Here is a 20,561-nt window from a genome sequence, read left to right as displayed (position 1 = left end):
GCCTCACCGGCAGTCCTCCAGCAGCACTTCCATGCCCGGTTGCAGCCAGTGGCGTTCGGCGGCCGAGGCCTTGTCCGCCGTCAGTTCCAGGTAGCCCTGGCTGCCCGCCACCAGGCCGGTGCGGCCGGGGGGAATGTCCGCATAGGTCGCGGCGCGGGCGATGTCGATCAGGGTGCCGTCGGGCAGGTGCAGGCGGCAGGTGGACAGCCAGTTCCATTCGCGCAGGGAGAGGTTCAGGACCACGTTGCCGAAGCGGTCCACGTGCAGCACGGCGGCATGCACGCCGTCCGCCTCGCGCCGGGGCACGGCCCACGGGGGGCGGGCGAGGTCGGTGGGCAGCACGGGGTCCCCGAAGGCGGCCGGTGATTCGCCCCCCGCCAGGCGTGCGGCCAGCGGGGCCAGCACGTCGCGGCCGTGAAAGGTGGCGCTTTGCGGCTCCGGCAGGCGGGCCGGGTCCAGCCTGCGCAGCACGGCGTCGGTCCGGGCTTCCGCGGCCAGGTGCAGCAGGCCGTTGTCCGGGGCCAGCATCACCTGCCCGCCCGTCTCCATGGCAACGAGATCGCGCGGCGTGCCCACGCCGGGGTCCACCACGCAGATGAAGATGGCTCCGGGAGGGAAGTGCGGATGGCTGGCGGCCAGGAAGAAGGCGGCGGTCTCCACCCGGTGGGGCGGCACGCCGTGCGAGATGTCGATGATCGGCACGGCCGGGGCCAGCCGGTGCAGCACGCCCTTGAGCTGGCCCACGTAGGGGTCGTCCAGCCCGAAGTCGGTCAGCAGGGCGAAGCAGCGGGCATGGGCGCGGGGCCTGGCCGACGCGGCGGAGGACGGGGGCGTTGCGGCAGGCGGAGAGGATGAGCCTGACGAGGCGGACGGGCGATGTGGGGTGTCCATGGGCGCTCCGTGGCTGGGGGAAGGGCGGCCCGCCTGCGGACGGCAGGGCGCGGGCACGGCACCGGAGGGCATGCCCGGCGGGGGCATGGTTGTACCCTAGCGCGGGCGCGTGGCGACCACAAGCGGGGCGGGGCTTGCCGGGTGGCCCTTCAAACTACGGAACCCGCTTTGTGGCGGTGGCCTGTCCAAACTATGGAACCCGCCGTACGGCGGCGACCTTTCCAGACTACGGAACCCGCCTTGCGGCGGGTTCCATGGCGCAGCGGGGAACGGCTGCGGAGCGTGCAGGCCGCGCGGGCGGCGGATCAGCGGTTGGCGCGGTCGAAGGTGATGTTGAACGACAGCGCGTAGAGGTGGTGGAAGAAGTCCACGTATTCCACGAACACGTCGTCCGGCACCGTGATGCGCGCGGGCGCGAAGTTGAGGATGCCCTTGATGCCCGCGTCCACCAGGTGGTTGGCGGCGCGCTGGGCGCGTTCCGGCGGCGTGGTGATGATGCCGATCTCCACGTCGAGGTCGGCCACCTTTTCCTTCAGCCGCTTGGTGCACACCACCTCGAGGCCGGAGACTTCCTCGCCGATCTTGAAGGGGTCGCAGTCGAAGGCGCCCACGATGTGGAAGCCCCGCAGCTTGAATTCCTTGTGGTTCAGCAGCGCGCGGCCAAGGTTGCCCACCCCGACGAGCACGGTGCGCCATTCGCGGTTCACCCCGAGAACGCTGGTGATGGATTCGATGAGGCTCTTGACGTAATACCCGACGCCACGTACGCCGAACTCGCCGAAGTAGGCGAGGTCCTTGCGGATTTGCGAGGCATTGACGTTGCACGCCTTGGCCAGCGGTTCGGAGGATATGACGTCGGTCCCTTCGCGCAGCAGGTTTTCCAGCACCTGCACGTACACGGCAAGGCGCTGGATGGTGGCGCGGGGAATGTGTTCGCTCTTGGGGGTTTGCATGGCTTGATTCGTCTCTCGTTTGGCGGATGTCGTACGGCGAGCCGCCATAATGCTGAAAAAGGAGGCCGTTTGCAACGGCCTCCTTCCGTACTGTCGAAACGAGGCTCGCGAACTAGCCCACGAAGGGGTTGGCGACGAGCAGGATCAGGTTGACGACGAGGGCGTAGATGGCGAGGGATTCGATGAAGGCCAGGCCCAGGATCAGGGTAACCATGATCTTGCCGCCCGCTTCGGGGTTGCGCGCGGTGCCTTCGCAGGCAGCCTTGAGGCCCATGCCCTGGCCGAGGCCGCAACCGGCGGCGGCGATGGCCATGCCGAGGGCGGCGGCGAGGCAGGTCAGGCCAAGCGCGCCGGCGTCCATCTTGCCATCGGCGGCGAAGGCAAGGGCGGCAAAGGACATCAGGGCCACGGTGTTCAGGGCGATCATCAGAAACTTGCGCATGACAAACTCCTCTTAGCGTATGGTTGTTTTGGTCGGTTGACCATTCCCTTCGAGATTAATGGGCGTGTTCGAACGCGCCCTTCAGGTAGATCATCGTCAGCATGAAGAAGATGAACGCCTGGAGAACCTTGGCGATCATGAACAGGAAGTAGACCGGGATGGTGCCCACGAGGGGGGCCATCAGGAAGAAGAGGACGAGAACGATTTCCTCGCCGCGGATGTTCCCGAACAGACGCAGCGTCAGCGAAAGCGGGCGCGCGGTGTGCGAGATGAGTTCCAGCGGCAGCATCAGCGGCGAAAGCCACCACATGGGACCCATGAAGTGCTTGATGTAGCCCGGGCCCCAGCGCTTGACGCCCTGATAGTTGTAGTACAGGAACACGAAGACGGCCATGGCAGCGTTGGTATTCACGTTGGCCGTGGGCGCGTCGCAGCCGGGCACCAGGCCCAGCAGGTTCTGAAACAGGATGAACAGAAAGATGCCGCCGAGCAGCGGGAACACCTTGCGTCCATCCTCGCCGATGTTGGTCACGACGAAGTCTTCAAGACCTCCTATGACCACCTCGAAAACGTTCTGTATGCCGCCGGGCACCAGTTTCAGCCCGCCACGGACCAGAAGGCCCAGGCTGAACAGGACGGCCATGGCACACCACGTGTAGAAGACATGCTTGAACTCGACGGTCGCTCCACCGATGGTCACCTCGTCCACATGCAGCAGCGTGGACCAGAGTACCGGATGCGGCAATCCACCAGCCATTCCCTTACGCCTCCTTCACTTTTTGTCCTGCGCCCCTGGCTATTCCCCACGCGGCGATGCTGAGAACGCACGTGGACAGCCCCGCCAGCAGCGCGGAGACAGAGACCTTTAGCCATACGATCAGGCCGAAGAGGACCAGACCGGTAAGCAGCAGCCGACCGTAGAATCTGAACATGAGCCCGACCGCCATGGCGCGCGTGTAAGGCATGAAGACGATGCCCTGCACGAACTTGGCCAAGGCGTAGAAATTGAAGGTCGATAGCGCGGCCCCCACGCCGAACCACAACCCCCAGTCCCAGAGAGGCGCGCACGCGACCCCGGCAAGCAAGGACGCCCCCGAAACCAGGATCTGGCAGCGCAGCAGCAAGCGGATTTCCGCGGCGCGGAATCCCTTGTGCCACAGCCATTCATCCGTCTTTCGGGCCAAACTTTTCAGCATCTTCCTTGTCCTGGGCCTTGAGGAGCCTCCGCGAGTCAAGCCAGACGTTCTTGAACCCGGCGACGATGCCGAGAATCAGGAACACCCCGGTGAGCCACGGCTTCGTTCCCAACCAACGATCAAGATACCAGCCCATCGCAAGGCCCACCACCGTGGCCGACACCATGTGCAGGCCGATGACCCCGGCGGTGGAAATGGCGTCGAGGTATTTCTTGTCGTTGATTTTGAACCAATCTTTGAAGAACATAGGCACCGTCCCGTGGCTGCCGCGCCCGTTCCGGAGCGGGCGGCCGCATGGGGCACTTCGTGCAAACGTTCACAAGTCGGCACGTGTCTACCACAGCCGCCGGTGGGCGTCAACGCGCGGGGACGGAGTTCGTGAAAAAATTCCCCATCGAAGTGCCGGGCATGTTTGCTGATTGCCTGAACAATTCAACAGTGGAAGGGCGGTGCCGCGAGGTTCGCGGGCACGCGGCCGCATCCGGAGGAATCATGCGCCACAAGGACAGGGAAGTGACCGATACGGGTGAGATCTGGGCGGCCGTGGCGGCCAGCCCGTGGATGACCGTGGCGCTGTGCGACGGCGACGAGCCCTACGCGGTGCCGCTGTCGTTCGGGGTGGCCGACGGGGCCATCTATTTCCATTCCTCGCGCAAGGGTCACAAGGTGGAACTCTTGCGGCGCGGCGGCACGGCCTGCTGTTCGTTCGTGCCGTACGCCGAGGTGGTGCGGCCGCCGGACGGCACGGGGTGCCGGTATTCCATGCGCTTTACGAGCGTGCTGGCCTGGGGCCGGCCCGAGGAACTGCACGACCCGGCCGACGTGGCCGTGGCGGTGCGCGCCCTGCTGAGCGCGGTGCGCGACCCGGATGCCCCGGTCAACGAGGCGGCGGTTGCGAAGACGGCTTTCTTCCGGCTGGTGCCGGAACGGATGACCGGCGCGCGCTACGAGAAGCCGGCCGCGTCCGGAGGCTAGGGCGCGCCGGGCGAATCGGCGGCAGGGGCGCGTGTCCCTGCCTGACAACGAAGCCACGCGAAACCATTCGAGAAGGCTGGACTGTACGGTTGTAACGCGATACCAATGCGCAACGCTGTACCGAACGTGCCGCCGTGCCGAACCGCCGGAACCGATTCTGGGGGATGCCATGCGCCTGACCGAGCCTGCCGTTGCGTGCCGCCGCCTGCCTGCCGCCTTGCCCATCCTGCTGCCGGTCTTTCTGCTTCTGCTGCTGGCCGCCCCGGTCTTGACCACCCCGGTCTTGGCCGCCGAGGAACGCACCTACGTGGGCACCGACGCCTGCGCCCCCTGCCACGCGGACCAGCACGCCACCTTCCGCAAGTACGCCAAGAAGTCCAAGTCCGCCCACAGCGTGAAGGTCATGTCCCCCAAGCTGACCCGCGAGGAAGTGCAGGGCTGCTACGCCTGCCACACCACCGGCTACGGCAGGCCGGGCGGATTCGTCAGCTTCGAGGCCACCCCCCACCTGGCCGACGCGGGCTGCGAGGTCTGTCACGGCCCCGGCTCCGCCCACGTGGATTCGGGGGGCGACGTTGCGCTCATCGACAAGCCCACCATGGAGGGCTGCGTGGTCTGCCACAACGAGCAGCGGGTGCGCAGCTTCAATTTCAAGCCGCTGCTGCATGGGGGCGCGCACTAACCGTCTCTTTCCGGGAACGAAAACGCCCGCCGCATGGTGACCATGCGGCGGGCGTCGCTTTTTTGGGGGATGGTGAGAGGGGGCGGAACGGTTACCGCCGTCCCCCTTTCTTCGCGGCTCTAGGCTTCCGCGCGGGTCAGCAGGGCCACGCATTCCACGTGGGGCGAATGGGGGAACAGGTCCACGGGGCGCGCCTCTTGCAGCGCATACCCGCGCCCGGCGAACAGGGCCACGTCGCGGGCCAGGGTGGCCGGGTTGCACGAAACGTACACGATGCGCTCGGGCCGGTGGGCGGCCACGGCCTCCACCACGTCCTCGTGCAGGCCCGCGCGGGGCGGGTCCATCACCACGATGCGGGGGGATGCGCCCTCGCCCGGCCGTTCGCGGCGCAGGCTGGCGCGCACGTCGCCGGAAACGAAGGAACAGTTCAGGATGTTGTTGCGCGCGGCGTTGGCGCGGGCGTCGTTGACCGCCTCCGGCGTGATCTCGAAGCCGCGCACCGCCCCGGCCGTGCGGGCCAGGTGCAGGGCGATGGCCCCCACGCCGGAATACAGGTCCCACACCGTATCGTCGGGACCGGCGGCGGCCATGCGGCGCGCCTCGTCGTACAGCAGGCCGGAGGCGGCCGTGTTGGTCTGGAAGAAGGAGTCCGGCCCCAGCAGCAGGTCGTTGCCGCCCAGGCGTTCGGTCAGCACGGCCTCGCCGTCCACGGCCAGCACCCGTTCGCCGTAGGCCACCTGTTCCGGGTCCATGCGCAGCGAATGCACCACGCCGGTCACCTCGGGAAAGCGGGCGCGCAGCGCTTCGGCCAGGCGGGACACGGCCTGCGCCGCGCCGGGGTGCCGCCCGGTGATGCACTGGATCATGCACTGGCGGCCCGGCGTCCCTTCCGCCGGTCCGTTCCCGGACGGGGTTCCGGTTGCGGCCTCGCGGCCCAGTTCCGGCTCGCGCACCACCAGAAAGCGCCAGAAGCCGTCCTGCCTGCGGTCGTCCCAGCCGGGCAGGCCGCTTTCGCGGGCCAGTTCGCGCACGGCGGCCACGATGGCGGCCGTGAGCGGGGTTTGCAGGTGGCATTCGGCGATGTCCACCACCGCGCGCGAGGCGCGGCGGCGCAGGCCCAGGTGCAACTGCCCGTCACGGTCCTGGCTGAAGGCGAATTCCATCTTGTTGCGGAAGCCGCGCTGGGCGGGGGATGCCAGGATGGGCAGCACGTTGGCGTCGCGCAGGCCGCCGATGCGTCCCAGCGCGTCGACGACGAAACGCTCCTTCCAGCGCAGCTGTTCGGCGTAGGGCAGGTCCTGCCAGGCGCAGCCGCCGCAATCGCCGAAGTGGGCGCAAAACGGGGCGCACTGGATGGGCGAGGGTTCGAGCACGGCGTCCAGCGTGGCCTCGGCGAAGCGGCGCTTCACCGTGGTCAGTTTGGCGCGCACGCGCTGGCCGGGCAGGCCGCCCGCCACGAACACGACGCGGCCCTCGTGGCGGCACACGGCGCGTCCGCCGGCGGCAAGGCCGTCCACGGTCAGTTCCAGAAGGTCGCCGGGGCGGAGGGTGGTATCGGACATGGTCTCTCCATGAATATGTTGATGTGGGGGCCGGGCCATGTACAGCGGGACGGCGCGCGAGGCAAGTGTCCGCCGGGGCTGGCAGTCCCGCTCCTTGTGCGGGAATTCACGACGCGCTTGACATTTGCCGGAAAAGCGGCAAGTAATCTGCGGACCTGAAGTGTTCACGTCAATCCCCGCCCGACGCCGTGGCGGCCGTCTTGCGCGGCCGCGTGCCGACGCCGGGCCGCACAAGGAGTCCGGACATGCTGAACGAGCTGATTCAGAATGCGATGCACTCGACCCCGCAGGGCTTCGTGGGCGTCAGCCTGATCGCCATCTACTTCTGTGTCATCGTGGCCGCCGCTTTCTACCGCATCGGCAAGGGCGACCACATGCATCATTAGGAGGGGGGCCGGGCGGCCTTGTCCGCTGGGCATCCTTCGCCGCCGCGCCGCTTCCCCTCGCCGGGGTGCCGCGGGGTTTCAGGCGCGCCGGTGCGCGCAACGCCAGTTTTCCGCAAGGGCCGTCCGCAGGGGCGGCCCTTGTCGTTTCCGCCGTCCGTTCCCGCCGTCCGGAGCCTGCCCGGCGGCGGCCCCATCTGGTCCAGTCCGGCCGTCACGCCCGCAGGCGGTCCTCCATGATGTCCATCAGGTAGCGGCCGTAGTCGTTCTTCAGCATGGGGGCGGCCAGGGCGCGCAACGCATCGTCGCCGATGTAGCCCTTGCGCCAGGCGATTTCCTCGATGCAGGCGATCTTCAGTCCCTGGCGGTCCTGCACGGCGCGTACGAACGAGGCGGCTTGGTGCAGCGATTCGAAGGTGCCGGTATCCAGCCAGGCCACCCCGCGCCCCAGGAATTCCACCGACAGGCTGCCCTCGCGCAGGTACAGGTTGTTCAGGTCGGTGATCTCCAGTTCGCCGCGCGCCGAGGGGGTGAGCCGTGCGGCCAGTTCCGGGGCGCGTCCGTCATAGAAATAGAGGCCGGTGACGGCAAAGCGCGACTTGGGCGCGGCGGGCTTTTCCTCGATGCTGACGACCTTGCACGCCGCGTCGAACTCCACCACGCCGTAGCGTTCCGGGTCGCGCACCTTGTAGCCGAACACGATGCCGCCGCGTTCCAGGGCGGAACACTGCTCCAGCAGCGAGGACAGCCGGTCGCCGTAGAACAGGTTGTCGCCGAGGATCAGGCAGCTGGGTTCCCCGGCCAGGAAGTCGCGCGCCAGCAGGAAGGCCTGGGCCAGGCCCTCGGGGCGGGGCTGCTCGATGTAGGTGAACGAGAGGCCCAACTGCGCGCCGTCGCCCAGCAGTTCGCGGAAGCGCGGCTGGTCCGCCGGGGTGGTGATGATGCAGATCTCGCGGATGCCCGCCAGCATCAGCACCGACAGCGGATAATAGATCATCGGCTTGTCGTACACCGGCATGAGCTGCTTGGAGACGCCCATGGTGATGGGATAGAGCCGCGTGCCGGACCCCCCGGCGAGAATGATGCCTTTCATGCCGACCTCTCTGGTGACGTCGCCGCGCGGGGCACGGCGGTGTGCATGGTAGCCGGGATGGTGCGGGAAGGGAAGGGGGGCGCGCGGCGCGGCCGACTGGCGGGAAGGCGCGGCGCTTCGCCCGCGCGGCTCTTGCCCTGCGTTTCGGGCAACAAAAAAGACGGCCTGCGCCGTCCTTGAGAAACGGCTTGCGCCGTCTGGTTGGCCCCGCGTGCGGGGCGTGCCGGTGTGCTCGCGTTTTGGGTGGTCCGGGGGGAACAGCCTTGGGGGAGGGCCTTGGTGCGGGGTTCCCCCCGGACGCGAGACGAGACACACTCGAGAAGTGATATACTCCCGGAACCATGAGGCGTCTGTTAGAAATTTCGCGGCGTGGGGGCAGGTCGGGCGGTGAGTGGTTGCTGACGCGCAGTATCGTTGGAAAAAGCGGAAAATCCGGCAAGGGCGTGATGCGCGGCCCGAATGCGGAAGGGGGGAATCCCGACCTTGCGGGACGGGTGGGCGTGTGCTATCGACTTCGGCCCCGCATGCCGGGGGCCCGCGCGCCGGGCATGCACGCCCCGGGACGCGGCGCGCGCGGCCGACCGCGCGGATTTTTTCGAACGTTGCCGGGGTCCGGCGGCGCATGATGCCATTCCGGGGTTGACTTCCTGCCCCGAATGAGGATAAGTCAGCCCTCTCTCGTCATGGAGGTTACGAATGTACGCGATTATCGAAACGGGTGGCAAACAGTTCCGCGTCGAGGAAGGCGCCAAGATCTTCGTCGAGAAGCTCGAGGCCGAAGCCGGCAGCGAAATTGTCATCGATAAGGTTCTGATGCTGGGCGGCGGCGCGTTTTCCGTCGGCGCTCCCTATGTGGAAGGCGCGAAGGTCACCGCCGAGGTGGTCGAGCACGGTCGCGGCGAAAAGCTCATCGTGTTCAAGAAGTGGCGCCGCAACGACTCCCGCAAGAAGCAGGGCCACCGCCAGGATTTCACGGCCCTGAAGATCAAGGCCATCCAGGCCTAGCGCCAAGGAGAACACGTCATGGCACATAAGAAAGCAGGCGGCAGTTCCCGCAACGGTCGCGACAGCGCCGGACAACGCCGCGGCGTGAAGCGCTTCGGCGGCGAACAGGTCCTGGCCGGCAACATCCTCGTCCGCCAGCTGGGCACCCGCGTGCACCCCGGCGACAACGTGGGCATGGGCAGGGACTACACCCTGTTCGCCACCGTCGAGGGCACCGTGAAGTACGAAAAGTACACCCGCAAGAAGAAGGTCCAGACCCGCGTGCACGTGGTGCCCGCCCAGGCGTAGGCCCGGCCGCACATACACGTCCACGGCTTGCATTTCCGGGGCGGAAGTCGCGTAGCGTTCTTCCGCCCCTTTCGTGTTTGCCCCGCGCCCCGGTCCCGTGCAGTGCACGGACATGCCCGGCTCGCCGGGCGGGGCGCGCCGGGGAGCCCCGGCGCCGCATCCATTGTATATCCACAGCATCCAAGGCAGGCATCCATCATGCGCTTCGTCGACGAAGCCACCATCACGGTTCGCGCGGGCAACGGCGGCAACGGCTGCGTCTCGTTCCGCCGCGAAAAGTTCGTGCCGCGCGGCGGTCCCGACGGGGGCGACGGCGGCGACGGCGGCAGCGTCATCCTGCGCGCCTCCTCCCGGCTGCTGTCGCTCTACGATTTCCGCCTGCAACGCACCTACGAGGCGCCGAACGGGCAGGGCGGCATGGGCAGCCAGTGCCACGGCCGCAAGGGCGAAGACTTGACGGTGGAACTGCCCGTGGGCACCCAGATCTACGAGCTGACCGACGACGGCGAAACCCTGCTGGCCGACCTTTCCGACCCCGAAACGGTTTTCGTGGTGGCGCAGGGCGGCCGCGGCGGCAAGGGCAACGAGCACTTCAAGTCGTCCACCAACCGCGCCCCGCGCTTCGCCCAGAAGGGCGAGGCGGGCCAGGAGCGCTCGCTGCGCCTGGAACTGAAGATCCTGGCCGACGCGGGCCTGCTGGGCCTGCCCAACGCGGGCAAGTCCACGTTCATCTCCAGGGTGTCCGCGGCGCGGCCCAAGATCGCGGCCTATCCCTTCACCACGCTGACGCCCAACCTCGGCGTGATGATCGACGACGCCGACCCGGAACAGCGGCTGGTCATCGCGGACATTCCCGGCCTTATCGAGGGGGCGCACGCGGGGCAGGGCCTTGGCCACCGCTTCCTGAAGCACGTGGAGCGCACCCGGTTCCTGGTGCACATCCTGAGCGTGGAGGACGTGTCCCTCGAAAGCCCCGACGGTCCCTGGAGCGGCTTCGACCTCATCAACGAGGAACTGGTGCGCTTCGACGCCGACCTTGGCGAGCGGGTGCAGTTGCAGGTGGTGAACAAGATCGACCTGCGCACCCCGGAAGAGGTGCAGGTCCTGCGCGAACGCGCCGCCGCCGACGGCCGCACGGTGTTCTTCATGTCCGCGCTTACCGGCGAAGGGCTGGAGGCCGTGGTGGACGAGATGTGGCGCATGCGCGACGCGCTGGACACCCACGAGGCCCTGGTGCGCCTGCGCGAGACCGAGGAATTCGACGAGGAAGAAAGCGACATCGAGGTGATCTGGGTGCGTGAATAGGCCCGGCGCGAGCCGGCCGCGCGCCCGCATCCCAACGGAGCGACGGCATGTCCGGACGGAACGAGGCGAAGCAGGATCAGGCGGATACGGCGGGCGATTGGCGCGCCGAGCGGCGCAGGGCGCTGACGGACGCGCGCTGCGTCGTGGTCAAGGTGGGCAGCGCCGTGCTGACCACCGGCGAAGGGCTGGACCTGGCCATGGTGGAATCGCTGGCGGCCCAGCTTTCCGCCCTGCAGGAAGGCGGGCGGCGCGTGGTGCTGGTGTCTTCCGGCGCGGTGGCGGCCGGGCGCGGCGTGCTGCGCAGCCGCTGCGAGATTTCGGGCATGCCCCACCGGCAGGCGGCGTCGGCCATCGGGCAGAGCCGCCTGATGCATTATTATGATGAAGCCTTTGCCCGGCGCGGCCGCATTTCGGCCCAGGTGCTGCTGACCCGCGACGACCTGAAGAGCCGCAACCGCTTCCTCAACGCCCGCAACACCTTTGCCGCGCTGCTGGACTGGGGGGCCATCCCCGTGGTCAACGAGAACGACACCGTGGCCGTGCACGACCTGAAGTTCGGCGACAACGACTGCCTGGCCAGCCTGCTGCTGAACATCGTGGAAGCCGACCTGTTCGTGAACCTGACCTCGGCGGGTGGCGTGTTCGCCGAAAATCCGCAGGACAACCCCGCCGCCTGCGTCATGGACTGCATCGACGACGTGCACGGGCTGGACCTGGACGGCCTGTGCGGCGGCAAGACGTCCGTGGGCACCGGCGGCATGTATTCCAAGCTGCTGTCCGCGCGGCGCGCCGCGCAGATCGGCGTGGCCACGCTCATCGTGCCCGGCCGCGAACCGGACGTGCTGACCCGCGCCTTCGCGGGCGAGGAGATCGGCACCTGGGTGCGCGCCGACGCCAGGACCGTCTCGCGCCGCAAGTACTGGCTGGCCTACCAGTCGGACCCGGCGGGCACCGTCACCGTGGACGAGGGCGCGGCCCGCGCCCTGCTGCAAGGCGGCAAAAGCCTGCTGCCCGGCGGGGTGTGCGCGGTGGAGGGGGGCTTCGGCTCCGGCGCGCTGGTGCGCGTGGCCGCGCAGGACGGCACGGTCATCGGGGTGGGGCTTTCCAACTACGCGGCGGCGGAACTGCGGCGCATCATGGGCCACAAGCGCCACGAGGTGGCGGCCATCCTGGGCGATGCGCATTATCCCGAGGTCATCCACCGCGACAACCTGCTGCTTGACGCCGTGGTCTAGTCGCGAGGATTTTGCCGCATGGCAGCGTCAAACAGGGATGGTTGCTGCGGTCGAGTACCACAAAAGTACACTCCCTCCGCAACCATCCTGTTTTCCTTGCCCTGCGACAAACTTCTCGCGACGAAACTGGATGGACTGTCCGTACGTGCTGGCGGGAAGACTCCCTGTTCGCCTCGCATTATAGGATTCCATTTCCTTTTCTGAAGCAAGGAACCCCGAATGACCGCACACCCTCCGCACGCCACGCCCCCCTGCATCCTGACCATCGCCGGGTCCGACTCCGGCGGCGGCGCGGGCATCCAGGCCGACCTCAAGACCATGACCGCCCTCGGCGGCTTCGGCATGAGCGTCATCACCGCGCTCACGGCCCAGAACGGCCTTGGCGTCACCGGCATCCACGCCCCGGACGTGGAGTTCGTGGCGCTGCAACTGACCACCGTGCTGGACGGTTTTCCCGTGGCCGGGGCCAAGACGGGCATGCTGTTCTCGGCCCCCATCATCGAGGCCGTGGCCGACGTGCTGGACGCGCGCAAGAACTTTCCGCTGGTGGTGGACCCGGTGTCGGTGAGCCAGAGCGGCCACCGCCTGCTGCGCGAGGACGCCGTGGACGCCCTGGTGCGGCGCGTGCTGCCCCTGGCGGACCTGTTGACCCCCAACCGGCCCGAGGCGGAAATGCTGGCGGGCATGGACATCGCCACCGAAGGCGACGCCCGCGAGGCGGTGCGCCGCATCCTGGCCATGGGCCCCAAGGCGGTGCTGCTCAAGGGCGGCCACTTCGAGGGCAGCGGGGACCTGGTGGACTGGCTGGGCCTGCCCGGTGAGGATGGCGGCGAACCGGCCGTCATCGCGCTTTCCCAGCCCCGCGTGGACACCCCCAACAACCACGGCACCGGCTGCACCCTGTCCGCCGCCATCGCCACCTGCCTCGGCCTCGGCATGGAACTGCTTCCGGCCGTGCAGCGCGCCCAGCGCTACCTGAACCTGTGCCTGCGCGAAAGCTACACGCCGGGCCGGGGCTTCGGCCCGCCCAACCATGCCGCGCCCCTGGCCCTGCGCGATTTCTAGGGGCTGTTTCTAAATAGTCCTTTCGTCCGTTGGCTTCCGACCCGAAGGGCGCGTAGCGTGCCCGTTAGGCGAGCTTGCGAGCCTTACGGGCATCGTGCGCAACGCGGTCAAACTTCGCCTGCCATAGCTTTGCTGTCCTTATCCGTAAGGTTCGCAAGCTCACCTAACGGCTAAGGCTCGGTCGAATACGATAAGAGTACGCTCTGCGGTCGCCATCCGTAATGCTCGAAGACTCGCATAACGGCTGCCGCGCTCTGCGGTCCTCATCCGTAAGACTCGCGCTACGCGCTCGCCTAACGGCTGAGGCACTCCCTCATGGCAGACTCGTTTTCCTTGCCAACGAACGAAAATCCTAAGTTAGAAGCAGCCCCTGGCGGATTGCCGCGCGGCTTTCGTCAGCATGCAGCGCCCCTCCCGCCTCCTTTCTCCGTCCGCCGCCATCCCGTCCTGCCGGCTTGGAAATCTCATGGACCTGGGGTAGGCTCTGCCCGGTGCTTCCGGCACCCCGCACGGCCCGCAAGTCTTGTCCGGCATCTCCGCGCTTTTCGGGCCCGTTCCCGGCGTCACCCCGAACGCCACCACAGGACGACCATGACCCCGCCCCTGCCCACGTTCCACGCCTCCGCAGAGCGCTCGGCCGACGCCGACCTGCTGCGCCAGGCCGGTCTGTTCCGGGACCCCACCCTGGTCAGCCTGCTTGATTCGGTGACGGACATCGTGCTGATCCTGAACCGGCACCGCCAGATCGTCTTCGTCAACCGCAACCTGCTGGAACTGCTGTCCCTTTCCGACGGCGCCCACCTGCTGGGCCTGCGCCCCGGCGAACTGTTCCGCTGCGAGAACGCCTGCGACGGCCCCGGCGGCTGCGGCACGGCCGACGGCTGCCGCGAATGCGGCGCGGTAAAGGCGGTGCTGTGCGCCCTGGGCGACCAGCGCAGGGTGGAGGAATGCCGCATCACCCAGCGCAAGGGCGACGACGTGCTGGCCTACGACCTGAAGGTCTGCGCCACACCGTTCACGCGGGACGGCGAGCGCTTCGTCATCTTCGCCATCAACGACATCAGCCACGAGAAGCGGCGGCGCGCGCTGGAGCGCATCTTCTTCCACGACATCCTGAACACGGCCGGGGGGTTGCGCAACCTGGCCCAGATGATCCTGGAAGAGGTGCCCCTGGACCTGCGCGGCGACACCATGCTCCTGCACCGCTTCTCCAATGCGCTGGTGGAAGAGATCATGACCCAGAAGCTGCTGCTGGCCGCCGAGACCGACGAGTTGCCGGTGGACCCGCAGCCGGTGGACGGGGGGGAACTGCTGCGCGACGTGGCCAACCTGTACGCGGGGCACGGGACGGCCCGGAACCGCACCCTCAGCGTGCTGGCCTGCGCGGGCGACGCGGCCATGGTCACCGACCCCACGCTGCTCGGCCGGGTGCTGGGCAACATGGTCAAGAACGCGCTGGAGGCCACCCCTGAACAGGGCGAGGTGGTGCTTGGCTGCGATTGCGACGGGGCGTGCGTCACCTTCCGGGTGCGCAACCCCGGCTACATCCGGCCCGACGTGCAGCGCCAGATATTCCAGCGTTCCTTTTCCACCAAGGGGGCGGGGCGCGGCCTCGGCACCTACAGCATCCGCCTGCTGGCGCAGAACTACCTGAAGGGCCGGGTGGGCTTCGAGACCTCGCCCGCGGGCTGGACCGAATTTCGCGTCTGCCTGCCGCGCAACGCCTTCAACGGCGCGGCGGACGACGTGTCCGCCCCGGAGCCCGCGTGGGCGCGCGAGCAGGGGCAGGCCCCCGGCGAAGGCCCGCTGTGGAAAGACAACGGCGAAGCGCGCGGGCGCGACGCAACCGCATGGGGGAGCGACGATGCAGCCGTTGCGCGTGCTGATCGCTGAGGACGACCCCGTCGGCGCGGCCCTGCTGAAGGGGCTGCTGGTCCGCGAGGGGCACGTGGTGCTCGGCCCCGCCGCCATGGGCGAGGACGCCGTGCGCCTGGCCCGCGACGAGCGGCCCGACGCCGTGCTCATGGACATCTGGCTGGCCGGACGGATGAACGGCGTGGAGGCCACCCGCGCCGTCACCGCCGACTTCGACATCCCGGTCATTCTGGTCACCGGGGCCACGGAGGCCACGGACCGCGACCTCATGGACCAGGTGGCGGGCAGCGGGGCCCTTGGCTTCATGTCCAAGCCGGTCACCGGCGACGCCCTGCGCATGAACCTGCGCATCGTGCGCCGCCACACCCGCCTGCTGGCCCGCCTGCGCGACAGCGAGCAGCGCTACCGGTCCATCTTCGACAACGCCGTGGTGGGCATCTACATGGCCGACCCGGAAGGGCGCTATCTGGTGTCCAACCGGGCCTTCGCCGAAATGCTGGGCTGGTCCGGGCCGGGCGAACTGGTGTCCGGCGTGCGCTCCATGGACGAGCAGGTCTACGAGGCTCCGGGGCGGCGGCAGGAACTGCTGACCCGCCTGCGCGCCGAAGGCACGGTGACGGGCTTCGTCTCGCAGGTGTACGGCCGCGACGGCGACCTGCTGTGGGTGTCCGAGCACTGCACCGCCGTGCACGACTGGGCCGGGGAACTGCTGCATTACGAGGGCATCGTGGTCAATGTCACCGCCCGCATCGAGGCGGAGCAGCGCTGGCGCACCACCCTCGGCATCCTGCGCAACACCATCGACGCCATGCCCGACCATGTGGTGCTGCTGGACCTGGACCGCAACGTGATCATGGCCAACGCCTCGTGGGTGCGCCACGTGTGCGGGCCGGGTGAAGCGGGGGCGACGCCCGGCGCCTCGTATCTGCCGGGAACGGCGGATGCCGCCCCGGGCGCGGTCGTGGTGCGCTGCCCCGACTGCGTGGCCGAGGACGGCGGGCCCGCGCCCCTCGACCGCTTCCTGCGCGAGGGCGGGCACCAGTCCGGCCCCGTGCGCCTGCTGCCCGGCGGCGAGGCGTGCACGTGCAGCGTCTCTCCCTATCGCGCGCCGGACGGCACGGTCATCGGCGCCGTGCTGGTGCTGCACCGCGATGGCGAAGGGGGGTTCGCCTCCACCGGGCGTCCTGCCGCGCGGGTGGATACGGCGGACCGCCGGGGGGCATGATGCGCAAGCATCAGTTCGCCAAGGTGGATTGCAACTGCACCCGCCGGGCCACCCACCTGAAGTGCATCCACTGCGGGGTGATGGAATACCGCAGCCTGGACGAGGCGCGCCGCATGTCCCAGGGCCAGGCCGAATGCCCGCATCCCGACGCGCCGCAGGTGCCGCCGCAGGAAAGGTTCCGGACCATGATGGGCGGCACCCTGGACTGCCTGGCCCCGGACTACGACACCCACTTCAAGGCCGACTGATCCGCACCGGGCCATACCGGACCGCTCCGGACACCCCCCTCTCTTTACGGATGCCTTCGCGCATTCCCGTCCCGCATGCCGGACATGTCCCGGCGAGACCGTGCATGGCGCGGCTCCGTCCCGGCGGCGGCCGGCGGCGCGGCGTCACGGCGTGCGCCGCCGCACGGACTATACCACCGTCTCATGCCATGGACGCGGCGGCTGCATGGTGCCGGACTTGCGGTCATGGTGCGGAAGGCTTGCGATTCCTTGGGGGGCCAACACCTTGGCCAGGGTTGGCAGGTCCGGAGTGATAGTTCTTATTTTCACGATCTAATCGCCCCGTTGTTTTTTCCGATACGGCAGGTAGGATCACAAGTTCTACCGTGCGCAGGGGATGCGCTGCGGAATCACCCAGACGGGGGTCATGATGGGTATCAGGCAAAAACTCTTTCTTCCCTTCGCATTGTCGGTGTTGCTGCTGGGCGGCGGCGCGTACTGGTTCCTGGCGGGCGAACTGACGGACCTGAAGGGCGTCTTCCTGCGCCAGATGGCGCGGGCCAAGGCCAACGAGGTCACCCAGTCGGTGGAGCTGCTGGCCGCGCAGGCCCTGGAGCAGGCCGCGCTGTTCTCGCAACTGCCGGAGGTGCAGGCCGCCTACGCCGTGGCGCTTTCCGGCAGGATCGACGACGAGAAGGACCCCATGGCGCAGCAGGCGCGCGAGACGTTGCGCCGCGACCTTGCCGCGCACCTGGCCTCGTTCGAGGCGGTGACCGGCCGCAAGTTCAAGCTGCATTTCCACCTGCCCAACGGGCGCAGCCTGGTGCGGCTGTGGAGTAAGAAGCAGATCAAGCGCGACGGCCAGGACATCGACGTTTCCGACGACATTTCCTCCTTCCGCAAGACCGTGGTGGACGTGAACCGCACCGGCCAGCCCATGAAGGGCATCGAGGTGGGGCGCGGCGGCTTCGACATCCGCGGCGTCTCGCCGGTGAAGGGGGCGGACGGCAGGCAGATCGGCTCCGTCGAGGTGCTCATCGAGTTCGCGCCGCTGCTCAAGATCGCCTCCAGCGCCGAGGGCGAGGACGTGCTGCTGTACATGAACGCCTCGCTGGGCTCGCTGGCCCAGGGCATGAGCGATACCGCCAAGTACCCGCGCGTGGGCAACGACTTCATCTTCGCCGCGGGCAACCCGCAGATTCCCGCCGCCGCGCTGGTCACCCCGCAACTGCTCATGGCGGGCAAGCAGGGGCTGACCACGGCCGAGGGCGGCGACACCGCGCTGGTGGCCTTCCCGGTCACGGACTACCGGGGCGAGCAGGTGGGCGTGTTCGTGCACGCCTCGAACATCAGCGGGGCCACGGCCATCTTCGAACGCTTCTCGGGCATCATGCTGGCCGCGCTGGCGGCGCTGCTGGTGGTGCCGGGGGTGGTGTTCTCGGTGCTGGTCTCGCGCTTCGTCACCCGGCCGGTGTCGCGCGTGGTGTCCCTGATCCGCGACATCACCGAGGACCGCGCCAACCTCAACGACCGGCTGGACGATTCCGGCCGCGACGAGATCAGCCAACTGGCCCGGTGGTTCAACCGGCTCATGGGCAAGATAGAGGACATCCTGTGCTCGGTGGAAGGCTACAAGAACGTGGTGAACGCCATCCCCGACCCGGTGTTCGCCGTGGACGACGACTTCAAGATCATCCTCGCCAACACGGCGGTGGCCCGGCTGGCCGGGCTGGACGACGGCGAGAAGGTGCGCGGCCGCCAGTGCAGTTCCATCTTCAACGCCTCCATCTGCGGCACCGAGCAGTGCCCCATCAGCCAGGCCATGCGCCTCCAGGGCCGGTTCGAGGCGGACATCGTGGAACTGAACCTGCTGGGCCAGACCCGCTTCGTGCGGCCCTACGGCGACATCGTGCGCGACTGTCACGGCAACAAGGCCGGGTACCTGGAAGTGGCCAGCGACGTGACCGAACTGGTGATGAAGGAACGCGACCTGCACGCCCACATGGAGCGCATGGAAACGGTCAACGCGGAACTGGCCTCCGTGGCCGGGCAGGTGGCCGACGCCACCGGGGCCATCGAGCGCCAGACCGAGGGCGTGGTGCGCGGCACCGAGAACCAGCGCGGGCTGATCACCGAATCGGTGACCGCCATCGAGCAGATGAACGCCACCATCATGGAGGTGGCGCGCAGCGCCGCCAACGCCTCGCGCCAGGCGGACAGCGGCCAGGCCCGCGCCCGCGAGGGGGCGCAGGTGGTGGAAGACGCCGTGGCCGCCATCGGCCAGGTCAGCGACCTTACCGGCGTGCTGCGCGGCAACCTGGGCGAACTGGGACGGCAGGCGGAATCCATCGGCCAGATCATGAATGTGATCTCGGACATCGCGGACCAGACCAACCTGCTGGCCCTGAACGCGGCCATCGAGGCGGCTCGCGCCGGTGACGCCGGGCGCGGCTTCGCCGTGGTGGCCGACGAGGTGCGCAAGCTGGCCGAAAAGACCATGAACGCCACGCAGGAAGTGCGCCGGTCCATAGAGACCATCCAGTCCGGGGCCGCGCGCAACATCGCGAGCATGGAAGAGGTGGCCGGGGCCGTGGACAACGCCACGTCGCTGGCTGGCCGCTCTGGCGATGCGCTGCGCGAGATCGTGGCGCTGGTCAACGACACCTCGGCGCAGGTCACGTCCATCGCCACGGCGGCGGAGGAACAGTCCGCCGCCAGCGAGGAGATCACCCGCAGCGTGACCCAGGTCAGCAACCTGTCCGACGACACGGCACGGCGCATGGAAGAGGCGGCGCGGGCCATCAACGACCTTGGCGCGCTGGCCGCACGCCTGCGCGAGATCGTGCAGGGCTGACACCGGCGCAATGCATGATGCGACAGGCCCGCTCCCTCAGGGGGGCGGGCCTTTTCGCGTCCCGAAGCCGAGGCGGGAAGGAGCGCCAACGTGGCGAGGGCAGCCGAGGGCAGCCAAGGACAGCCGAGGACGGGCATGGATGACCATGAGCGGCCATGCATGGCCGGGAGCGGACTTGCGTAGCCGGAAACAGCCAGGCGTAGCCAAAAACGGCCATGGACAGGCTTGGCCGCGTGATGGCGGGCGAAGGTGACAACGGGTCGTTTTCGGTAAATAATGGTGGTGCGTGTGCGCACGGAGTGGACTATTGTTGACACCAGTTGATTGTCGGTGCTAGTCCGAGCAGGAGATGGGCGAAGGCCGGAACATTCCGGCCCCCCCCAACGGACCATGCGGGGCCGCCATGCGGCGCCGGGGGAGGCATGGCAGGTTGCCGTCCGCCGCGCGGGCACGCGGCGCGCCACATGCGTAAGGACGCGCGAATGGCCAAGACCACCTTTACCCTTGCGGAAGCGGCGGACCTCCTGAGCTGTCATAAGGAGACGCTTCGCCGCGCCATCAAGGACGGCACGTTGCGGGCTGCCCGCCTGGGGCGCGGCTACCGCATATCGCGCAGTGACCTGGAAGCCTTCTGGACCGCGCAGGGCGGCGGCGCCCTGTTCGGCGACGGAGAATCCCCGGCGGACATGCCGCCCGCGGAACGCCCGGCGCCGGCCAAGGCCAGGAAACCGGAAGGCCCCCGACAGCTAACCCTTCCCACATCGTGAGGAGGCGCGCATGGGTTCGGACATGACCTGCAGGGCGATGGAAGACATTTCGCTGCGCAACGACGCGGGCCACGACATCGCGTTCAAGGGCCGCCTGTTCTCCGAATGCTCGTGGTACGACGACGAGACCGGCGTGCTCACCCGCCAGAAGCTCTACGTCACCGAGGACAACGAGCAGATCTACTACATCGTCTCCGGCAGCGGGGCCGCGCGCAGCCGCCGCGCCTACCGCCTGCGCGTGGAAGGCGACCGCTGCGTCATCAACAACGGCCGGTGCGACATGTCCATGCAGCTCGACATGCTGCTGCTGGCCGTGCGCGGCCTGTGCGGGCTGGATGCGGCCCCGTCCGACGCGGCCCTGCTGGCCAGCGTGGAGGAAACGCTGAAGGCCGCCAACGGCTGAAATCCGTGAGCCTGCGGTCCTCGGGACAGGCTGCCGCCTCGGGACAGGCTGCCGCCTCGGGACAGGCTGCCGCCTCGGGACAGGCTGCCGCCTCGGGACAGGCTGCCGCCTCGGGACAGGCTGCCGCCTCGGGAC

Annotated in this window: 22 protein-coding genes; 14 read left to right on the top strand and 8 right to left on the bottom strand. The window is 68.4% G+C overall.

The window, feature by feature from the left end; genetic code table 11:
• Positions 1-3 precede the first annotated feature (3 nt).
• The 6 genes from ACR4XJ_RS09295 to ACR4XJ_RS09270 all read right to left on the bottom strand — a co-directional run bounded on the left by ACR4XJ_RS09295 (position 4) and on the right by ACR4XJ_RS09270 (position 3,729).
• Positions 4-891: an SAM hydrolase/SAM-dependent halogenase family protein gene (locus ACR4XJ_RS09295; RefSeq protein WP_434754961.1), complete on the bottom strand. Its 888-nt coding sequence runs from the start codon at positions 889-891 to the stop codon at positions 4-6.
• A gap of 305 nt (positions 892-1,196) precedes the next feature.
• A complete protein-coding gene (locus ACR4XJ_RS09290; RefSeq protein ID WP_083818067.1) occupies positions 1,197-1,892 on the bottom strand; it encodes a redox-sensing transcriptional repressor Rex in 696 nt (231 codons plus the stop codon).
• Between the two features lie 64 nt (positions 1,893-1,956).
• Positions 1,957-2,286 (bottom strand): ATP synthase F0 subunit C, encoded by a 330-nt coding sequence (locus ACR4XJ_RS09285; RefSeq protein WP_333506947.1) that lies wholly within the window; start codon positions 2,284-2,286, stop codon positions 1,957-1,959.
• Positions 2,287-2,341: 55 nt separating this feature from the next.
• A complete protein-coding gene (gene atpB / locus ACR4XJ_RS09280) occupies positions 2,342-3,043 on the bottom strand; it encodes a F0F1 ATP synthase subunit A (protein ID WP_333506946.1) in 702 nt (233 codons plus the stop codon).
• A 4-nt stretch (positions 3,044-3,047) separates the two neighbouring features.
• The gene (locus tag ACR4XJ_RS09275; RefSeq protein ID WP_434754960.1) at positions 3,048-3,482 is read right to left on the bottom strand and encodes an ATP synthase subunit I; all 435 of its coding nucleotides are present in this window, start codon (positions 3,480-3,482) and stop codon (positions 3,048-3,050) included.
• Positions 3,451-3,729, bottom strand: coding sequence for an AtpZ/AtpI family protein (locus ACR4XJ_RS09270; RefSeq protein ID WP_333506944.1), 279 nt, complete (start codon positions 3,727-3,729; stop codon positions 3,451-3,453). The genes ACR4XJ_RS09275 and ACR4XJ_RS09270 overlap by 32 nt, the downstream gene beginning before the upstream one ends.
• Positions 3,730-3,974: 245 nt before the next feature.
• Between ACR4XJ_RS09270 and ACR4XJ_RS09265 the strand changes: the two genes are divergently transcribed.
• Together ACR4XJ_RS09265 and ACR4XJ_RS09260 are read left to right on the top strand one after the other, a co-directional pair.
• On the top strand, positions 3,975-4,457 hold the full coding sequence (locus ACR4XJ_RS09265) for a pyridoxamine 5'-phosphate oxidase family protein (protein ID WP_434754959.1): 483 nt from the start codon (positions 3,975-3,977) through the stop codon (positions 4,455-4,457).
• Between the two features lie 169 nt (positions 4,458-4,626).
• A complete protein-coding gene (locus tag ACR4XJ_RS09260) occupies positions 4,627-5,139 on the top strand; it encodes a multiheme c-type cytochrome (RefSeq protein ID WP_434754958.1) in 513 nt (170 codons plus the stop codon).
• Between the two features lie 119 nt (positions 5,140-5,258).
• On the opposite strand, the gene rlmD is transcribed toward ACR4XJ_RS09260, so the two are convergent.
• Positions 5,259-6,701, bottom strand: a complete 1,443-nt coding sequence (gene rlmD, locus ACR4XJ_RS09255; protein WP_434754957.1) for a 23S rRNA (uracil(1939)-C(5))-methyltransferase RlmD — start codon at positions 6,699-6,701, stop codon at positions 5,259-5,261.
• Between the two features lie 245 nt (positions 6,702-6,946).
• Between rlmD and ACR4XJ_RS09250 the strand changes: the two genes are divergently transcribed.
• Positions 6,947-7,087 (top strand): hypothetical protein, encoded by a 141-nt coding sequence (locus tag ACR4XJ_RS09250; protein ID WP_333506940.1) that lies wholly within the window; start codon positions 6,947-6,949, stop codon positions 7,085-7,087.
• A gap of 211 nt (positions 7,088-7,298) precedes the next feature.
• Here the strand turns inward: ACR4XJ_RS09250 and rfbA are convergent, their stop codons facing one another.
• Positions 7,299-8,177 (bottom strand): glucose-1-phosphate thymidylyltransferase RfbA, encoded by an 879-nt coding sequence (gene rfbA, locus ACR4XJ_RS09245; RefSeq protein WP_434754956.1) that lies wholly within the window; start codon positions 8,175-8,177, stop codon positions 7,299-7,301.
• A gap of 696 nt (positions 8,178-8,873) precedes the next feature.
• Here rfbA and rplU point away from each other — a divergent pair.
• The 11 genes from rplU to ACR4XJ_RS09190 all read left to right on the top strand — a co-directional run bounded on the left by rplU (position 8,874) and on the right by ACR4XJ_RS09190 (position 20,426).
• Positions 8,874-9,182, top strand: a complete 309-nt coding sequence (rplU, locus tag ACR4XJ_RS09240; RefSeq protein WP_007523828.1) for a 50S ribosomal protein L21 — start codon at positions 8,874-8,876, stop codon at positions 9,180-9,182.
• Between the two features lie 18 nt (positions 9,183-9,200).
• On the top strand, positions 9,201-9,470 hold the full coding sequence (rpmA, locus tag ACR4XJ_RS09235) for a 50S ribosomal protein L27 (RefSeq protein WP_035066468.1): 270 nt from the start codon (positions 9,201-9,203) through the stop codon (positions 9,468-9,470).
• A 198-nt stretch (positions 9,471-9,668) separates the two neighbouring features.
• Positions 9,669-10,775, top strand: a complete 1,107-nt coding sequence (gene obgE, locus ACR4XJ_RS09230) for a GTPase ObgE (RefSeq protein WP_434754955.1) — start codon at positions 9,669-9,671, stop codon at positions 10,773-10,775.
• 47 nt (positions 10,776-10,822) lie between these two features.
• Positions 10,823-12,010: a glutamate 5-kinase gene (gene proB, locus ACR4XJ_RS09225; RefSeq protein WP_434754954.1), complete on the top strand. Its 1,188-nt coding sequence runs from the start codon at positions 10,823-10,825 to the stop codon at positions 12,008-12,010.
• A gap of 219 nt (positions 12,011-12,229) precedes the next feature.
• The gene (gene thiD / locus ACR4XJ_RS09220; RefSeq protein ID WP_434754953.1) at positions 12,230-13,075 is read left to right on the top strand and encodes a bifunctional hydroxymethylpyrimidine kinase/phosphomethylpyrimidine kinase; all 846 of its coding nucleotides are present in this window, start codon (positions 12,230-12,232) and stop codon (positions 13,073-13,075) included.
• Positions 13,076-13,666: 591 nt separating this feature from the next.
• Positions 13,667-14,968, top strand: coding sequence for an ATP-binding protein (locus ACR4XJ_RS09215; RefSeq protein WP_434754952.1), 1,302 nt, complete (start codon positions 13,667-13,669; stop codon positions 14,966-14,968).
• Positions 14,940-16,175 (top strand): PAS domain S-box protein, encoded by a 1,236-nt coding sequence (locus ACR4XJ_RS09210; RefSeq protein ID WP_434754951.1) that lies wholly within the window; start codon positions 14,940-14,942, stop codon positions 16,173-16,175. Before ACR4XJ_RS09215 ends, ACR4XJ_RS09210 begins: the two co-directional genes overlap by 29 nt.
• Positions 16,172-16,423 carry a hypothetical protein gene (locus ACR4XJ_RS09205; protein WP_434754950.1) on the top strand — a complete coding sequence of 84 codons (252 nt, stop codon included), beginning with the start codon at positions 16,172-16,174 and terminating at the stop codon, positions 16,421-16,423. The genes ACR4XJ_RS09210 and ACR4XJ_RS09205 overlap by 4 nt, the downstream gene beginning before the upstream one ends.
• Positions 16,424-16,832: 409 nt before the next feature.
• On the top strand, positions 16,833-19,256 hold the full coding sequence (locus ACR4XJ_RS09200; protein ID WP_434754949.1) for a methyl-accepting chemotaxis protein: 2,424 nt from the start codon (positions 16,833-16,835) through the stop codon (positions 19,254-19,256).
• Between the two features lie 482 nt (positions 19,257-19,738).
• Positions 19,739-20,023: a helix-turn-helix domain-containing protein gene (locus tag ACR4XJ_RS09195; protein WP_434754948.1), complete on the top strand. Its 285-nt coding sequence runs from the start codon at positions 19,739-19,741 to the stop codon at positions 20,021-20,023.
• A gap of 10 nt (positions 20,024-20,033) precedes the next feature.
• Positions 20,034-20,426 (top strand): hypothetical protein, encoded by a 393-nt coding sequence (locus ACR4XJ_RS09190; protein WP_333505892.1) that lies wholly within the window; start codon positions 20,034-20,036, stop codon positions 20,424-20,426.
• The last annotated feature ends 135 nt before the right edge of the window (positions 20,427-20,561 follow it).

This window comes from Nitratidesulfovibrio sp. D1 (assembly GCF_051133415.1).
In the GTDB taxonomy this organism is placed as follows: domain Bacteria; phylum Desulfobacterota; class Desulfovibrionia; order Desulfovibrionales; family Desulfovibrionaceae; genus Cupidesulfovibrio.
The sequence above is the reverse complement of the archived record's forward strand: the minus strand, read 5'-3'. Positions and strand labels throughout refer to the sequence as shown.

Excerpts from the sequence above, each read along its gene's own strand:
- ACR4XJ_RS09275 (WP_434754960.1), bottom strand. The coding sequence starts at position 3,482 with ATGCTGAAAAGTTTGGCCCGAAAGACGGATGAATGGCTGTGGCACAAG.
- rlmD (WP_434754957.1), bottom strand. The coding sequence starts at position 6,701 with ATGTCCGATACCACCCTCCGCCCCGGCGACCTTCTGGAACTGACCGTG.
- obgE (WP_434754955.1), top strand. The coding sequence starts at position 9,669 with ATGCGCTTCGTCGACGAAGCCACCATCACGGTTCGCGCGGGCAACGGC.
- rfbA (WP_434754956.1), bottom strand. The coding sequence starts at position 8,177 with ATGAAAGGCATCATTCTCGCCGGGGGGTCCGGCACGCGGCTCTATCCC.
- ACR4XJ_RS09250 (WP_333506940.1), top strand. The coding sequence starts at position 6,947 with ATGCTGAACGAGCTGATTCAGAATGCGATGCACTCGACCCCGCAGGGC.
- ACR4XJ_RS09295 (WP_434754961.1), bottom strand. The coding sequence starts at position 891 with ATGGACACCCCACATCGCCCGTCCGCCTCGTCAGGCTCATCCTCTCCG.
- rplU (WP_007523828.1), top strand. The coding sequence starts at position 8,874 with ATGTACGCGATTATCGAAACGGGTGGCAAACAGTTCCGCGTCGAGGAA.
- proB (WP_434754954.1), top strand. The coding sequence starts at position 10,823 with ATGTCCGGACGGAACGAGGCGAAGCAGGATCAGGCGGATACGGCGGGC.
- ACR4XJ_RS09265 (WP_434754959.1), top strand. The coding sequence starts at position 3,975 with ATGCGCCACAAGGACAGGGAAGTGACCGATACGGGTGAGATCTGGGCG.
- ACR4XJ_RS09190 (WP_333505892.1), top strand. The coding sequence starts at position 20,034 with ATGGGTTCGGACATGACCTGCAGGGCGATGGAAGACATTTCGCTGCGC.
- ACR4XJ_RS09205 (WP_434754950.1), top strand. The coding sequence starts at position 16,172 with ATGATGCGCAAGCATCAGTTCGCCAAGGTGGATTGCAACTGCACCCGC.
- ACR4XJ_RS09210 (WP_434754951.1), top strand. The coding sequence starts at position 14,940 with ATGCAGCCGTTGCGCGTGCTGATCGCTGAGGACGACCCCGTCGGCGCG.
- ACR4XJ_RS09200 (WP_434754949.1), top strand. The coding sequence starts at position 16,833 with ATGGGTATCAGGCAAAAACTCTTTCTTCCCTTCGCATTGTCGGTGTTG.
- atpB (WP_333506946.1), bottom strand. The coding sequence starts at position 3,043 with ATGGCTGGTGGATTGCCGCATCCGGTACTCTGGTCCACGCTGCTGCAT.
- rpmA (WP_035066468.1), top strand. The coding sequence starts at position 9,201 with ATGGCACATAAGAAAGCAGGCGGCAGTTCCCGCAACGGTCGCGACAGC.
- ACR4XJ_RS09270 (WP_333506944.1), bottom strand. The coding sequence starts at position 3,729 with ATGTTCTTCAAAGATTGGTTCAAAATCAACGACAAGAAATACCTCGAC.
- ACR4XJ_RS09260 (WP_434754958.1), top strand. The coding sequence starts at position 4,627 with ATGCGCCTGACCGAGCCTGCCGTTGCGTGCCGCCGCCTGCCTGCCGCC.
- ACR4XJ_RS09195 (WP_434754948.1), top strand. The coding sequence starts at position 19,739 with ATGGCCAAGACCACCTTTACCCTTGCGGAAGCGGCGGACCTCCTGAGC.
- ACR4XJ_RS09285 (WP_333506947.1), bottom strand. The coding sequence starts at position 2,286 with ATGCGCAAGTTTCTGATGATCGCCCTGAACACCGTGGCCCTGATGTCC.
- thiD (WP_434754953.1), top strand. The coding sequence starts at position 12,230 with ATGACCGCACACCCTCCGCACGCCACGCCCCCCTGCATCCTGACCATC.
- ACR4XJ_RS09215 (WP_434754952.1), top strand. The coding sequence starts at position 13,667 with ATGACCCCGCCCCTGCCCACGTTCCACGCCTCCGCAGAGCGCTCGGCC.
- ACR4XJ_RS09290 (WP_083818067.1), bottom strand. The coding sequence starts at position 1,892 with ATGGCGGCTCGCCGTACGACATCCGCCAAACGAGAGACGAATCAAGCC.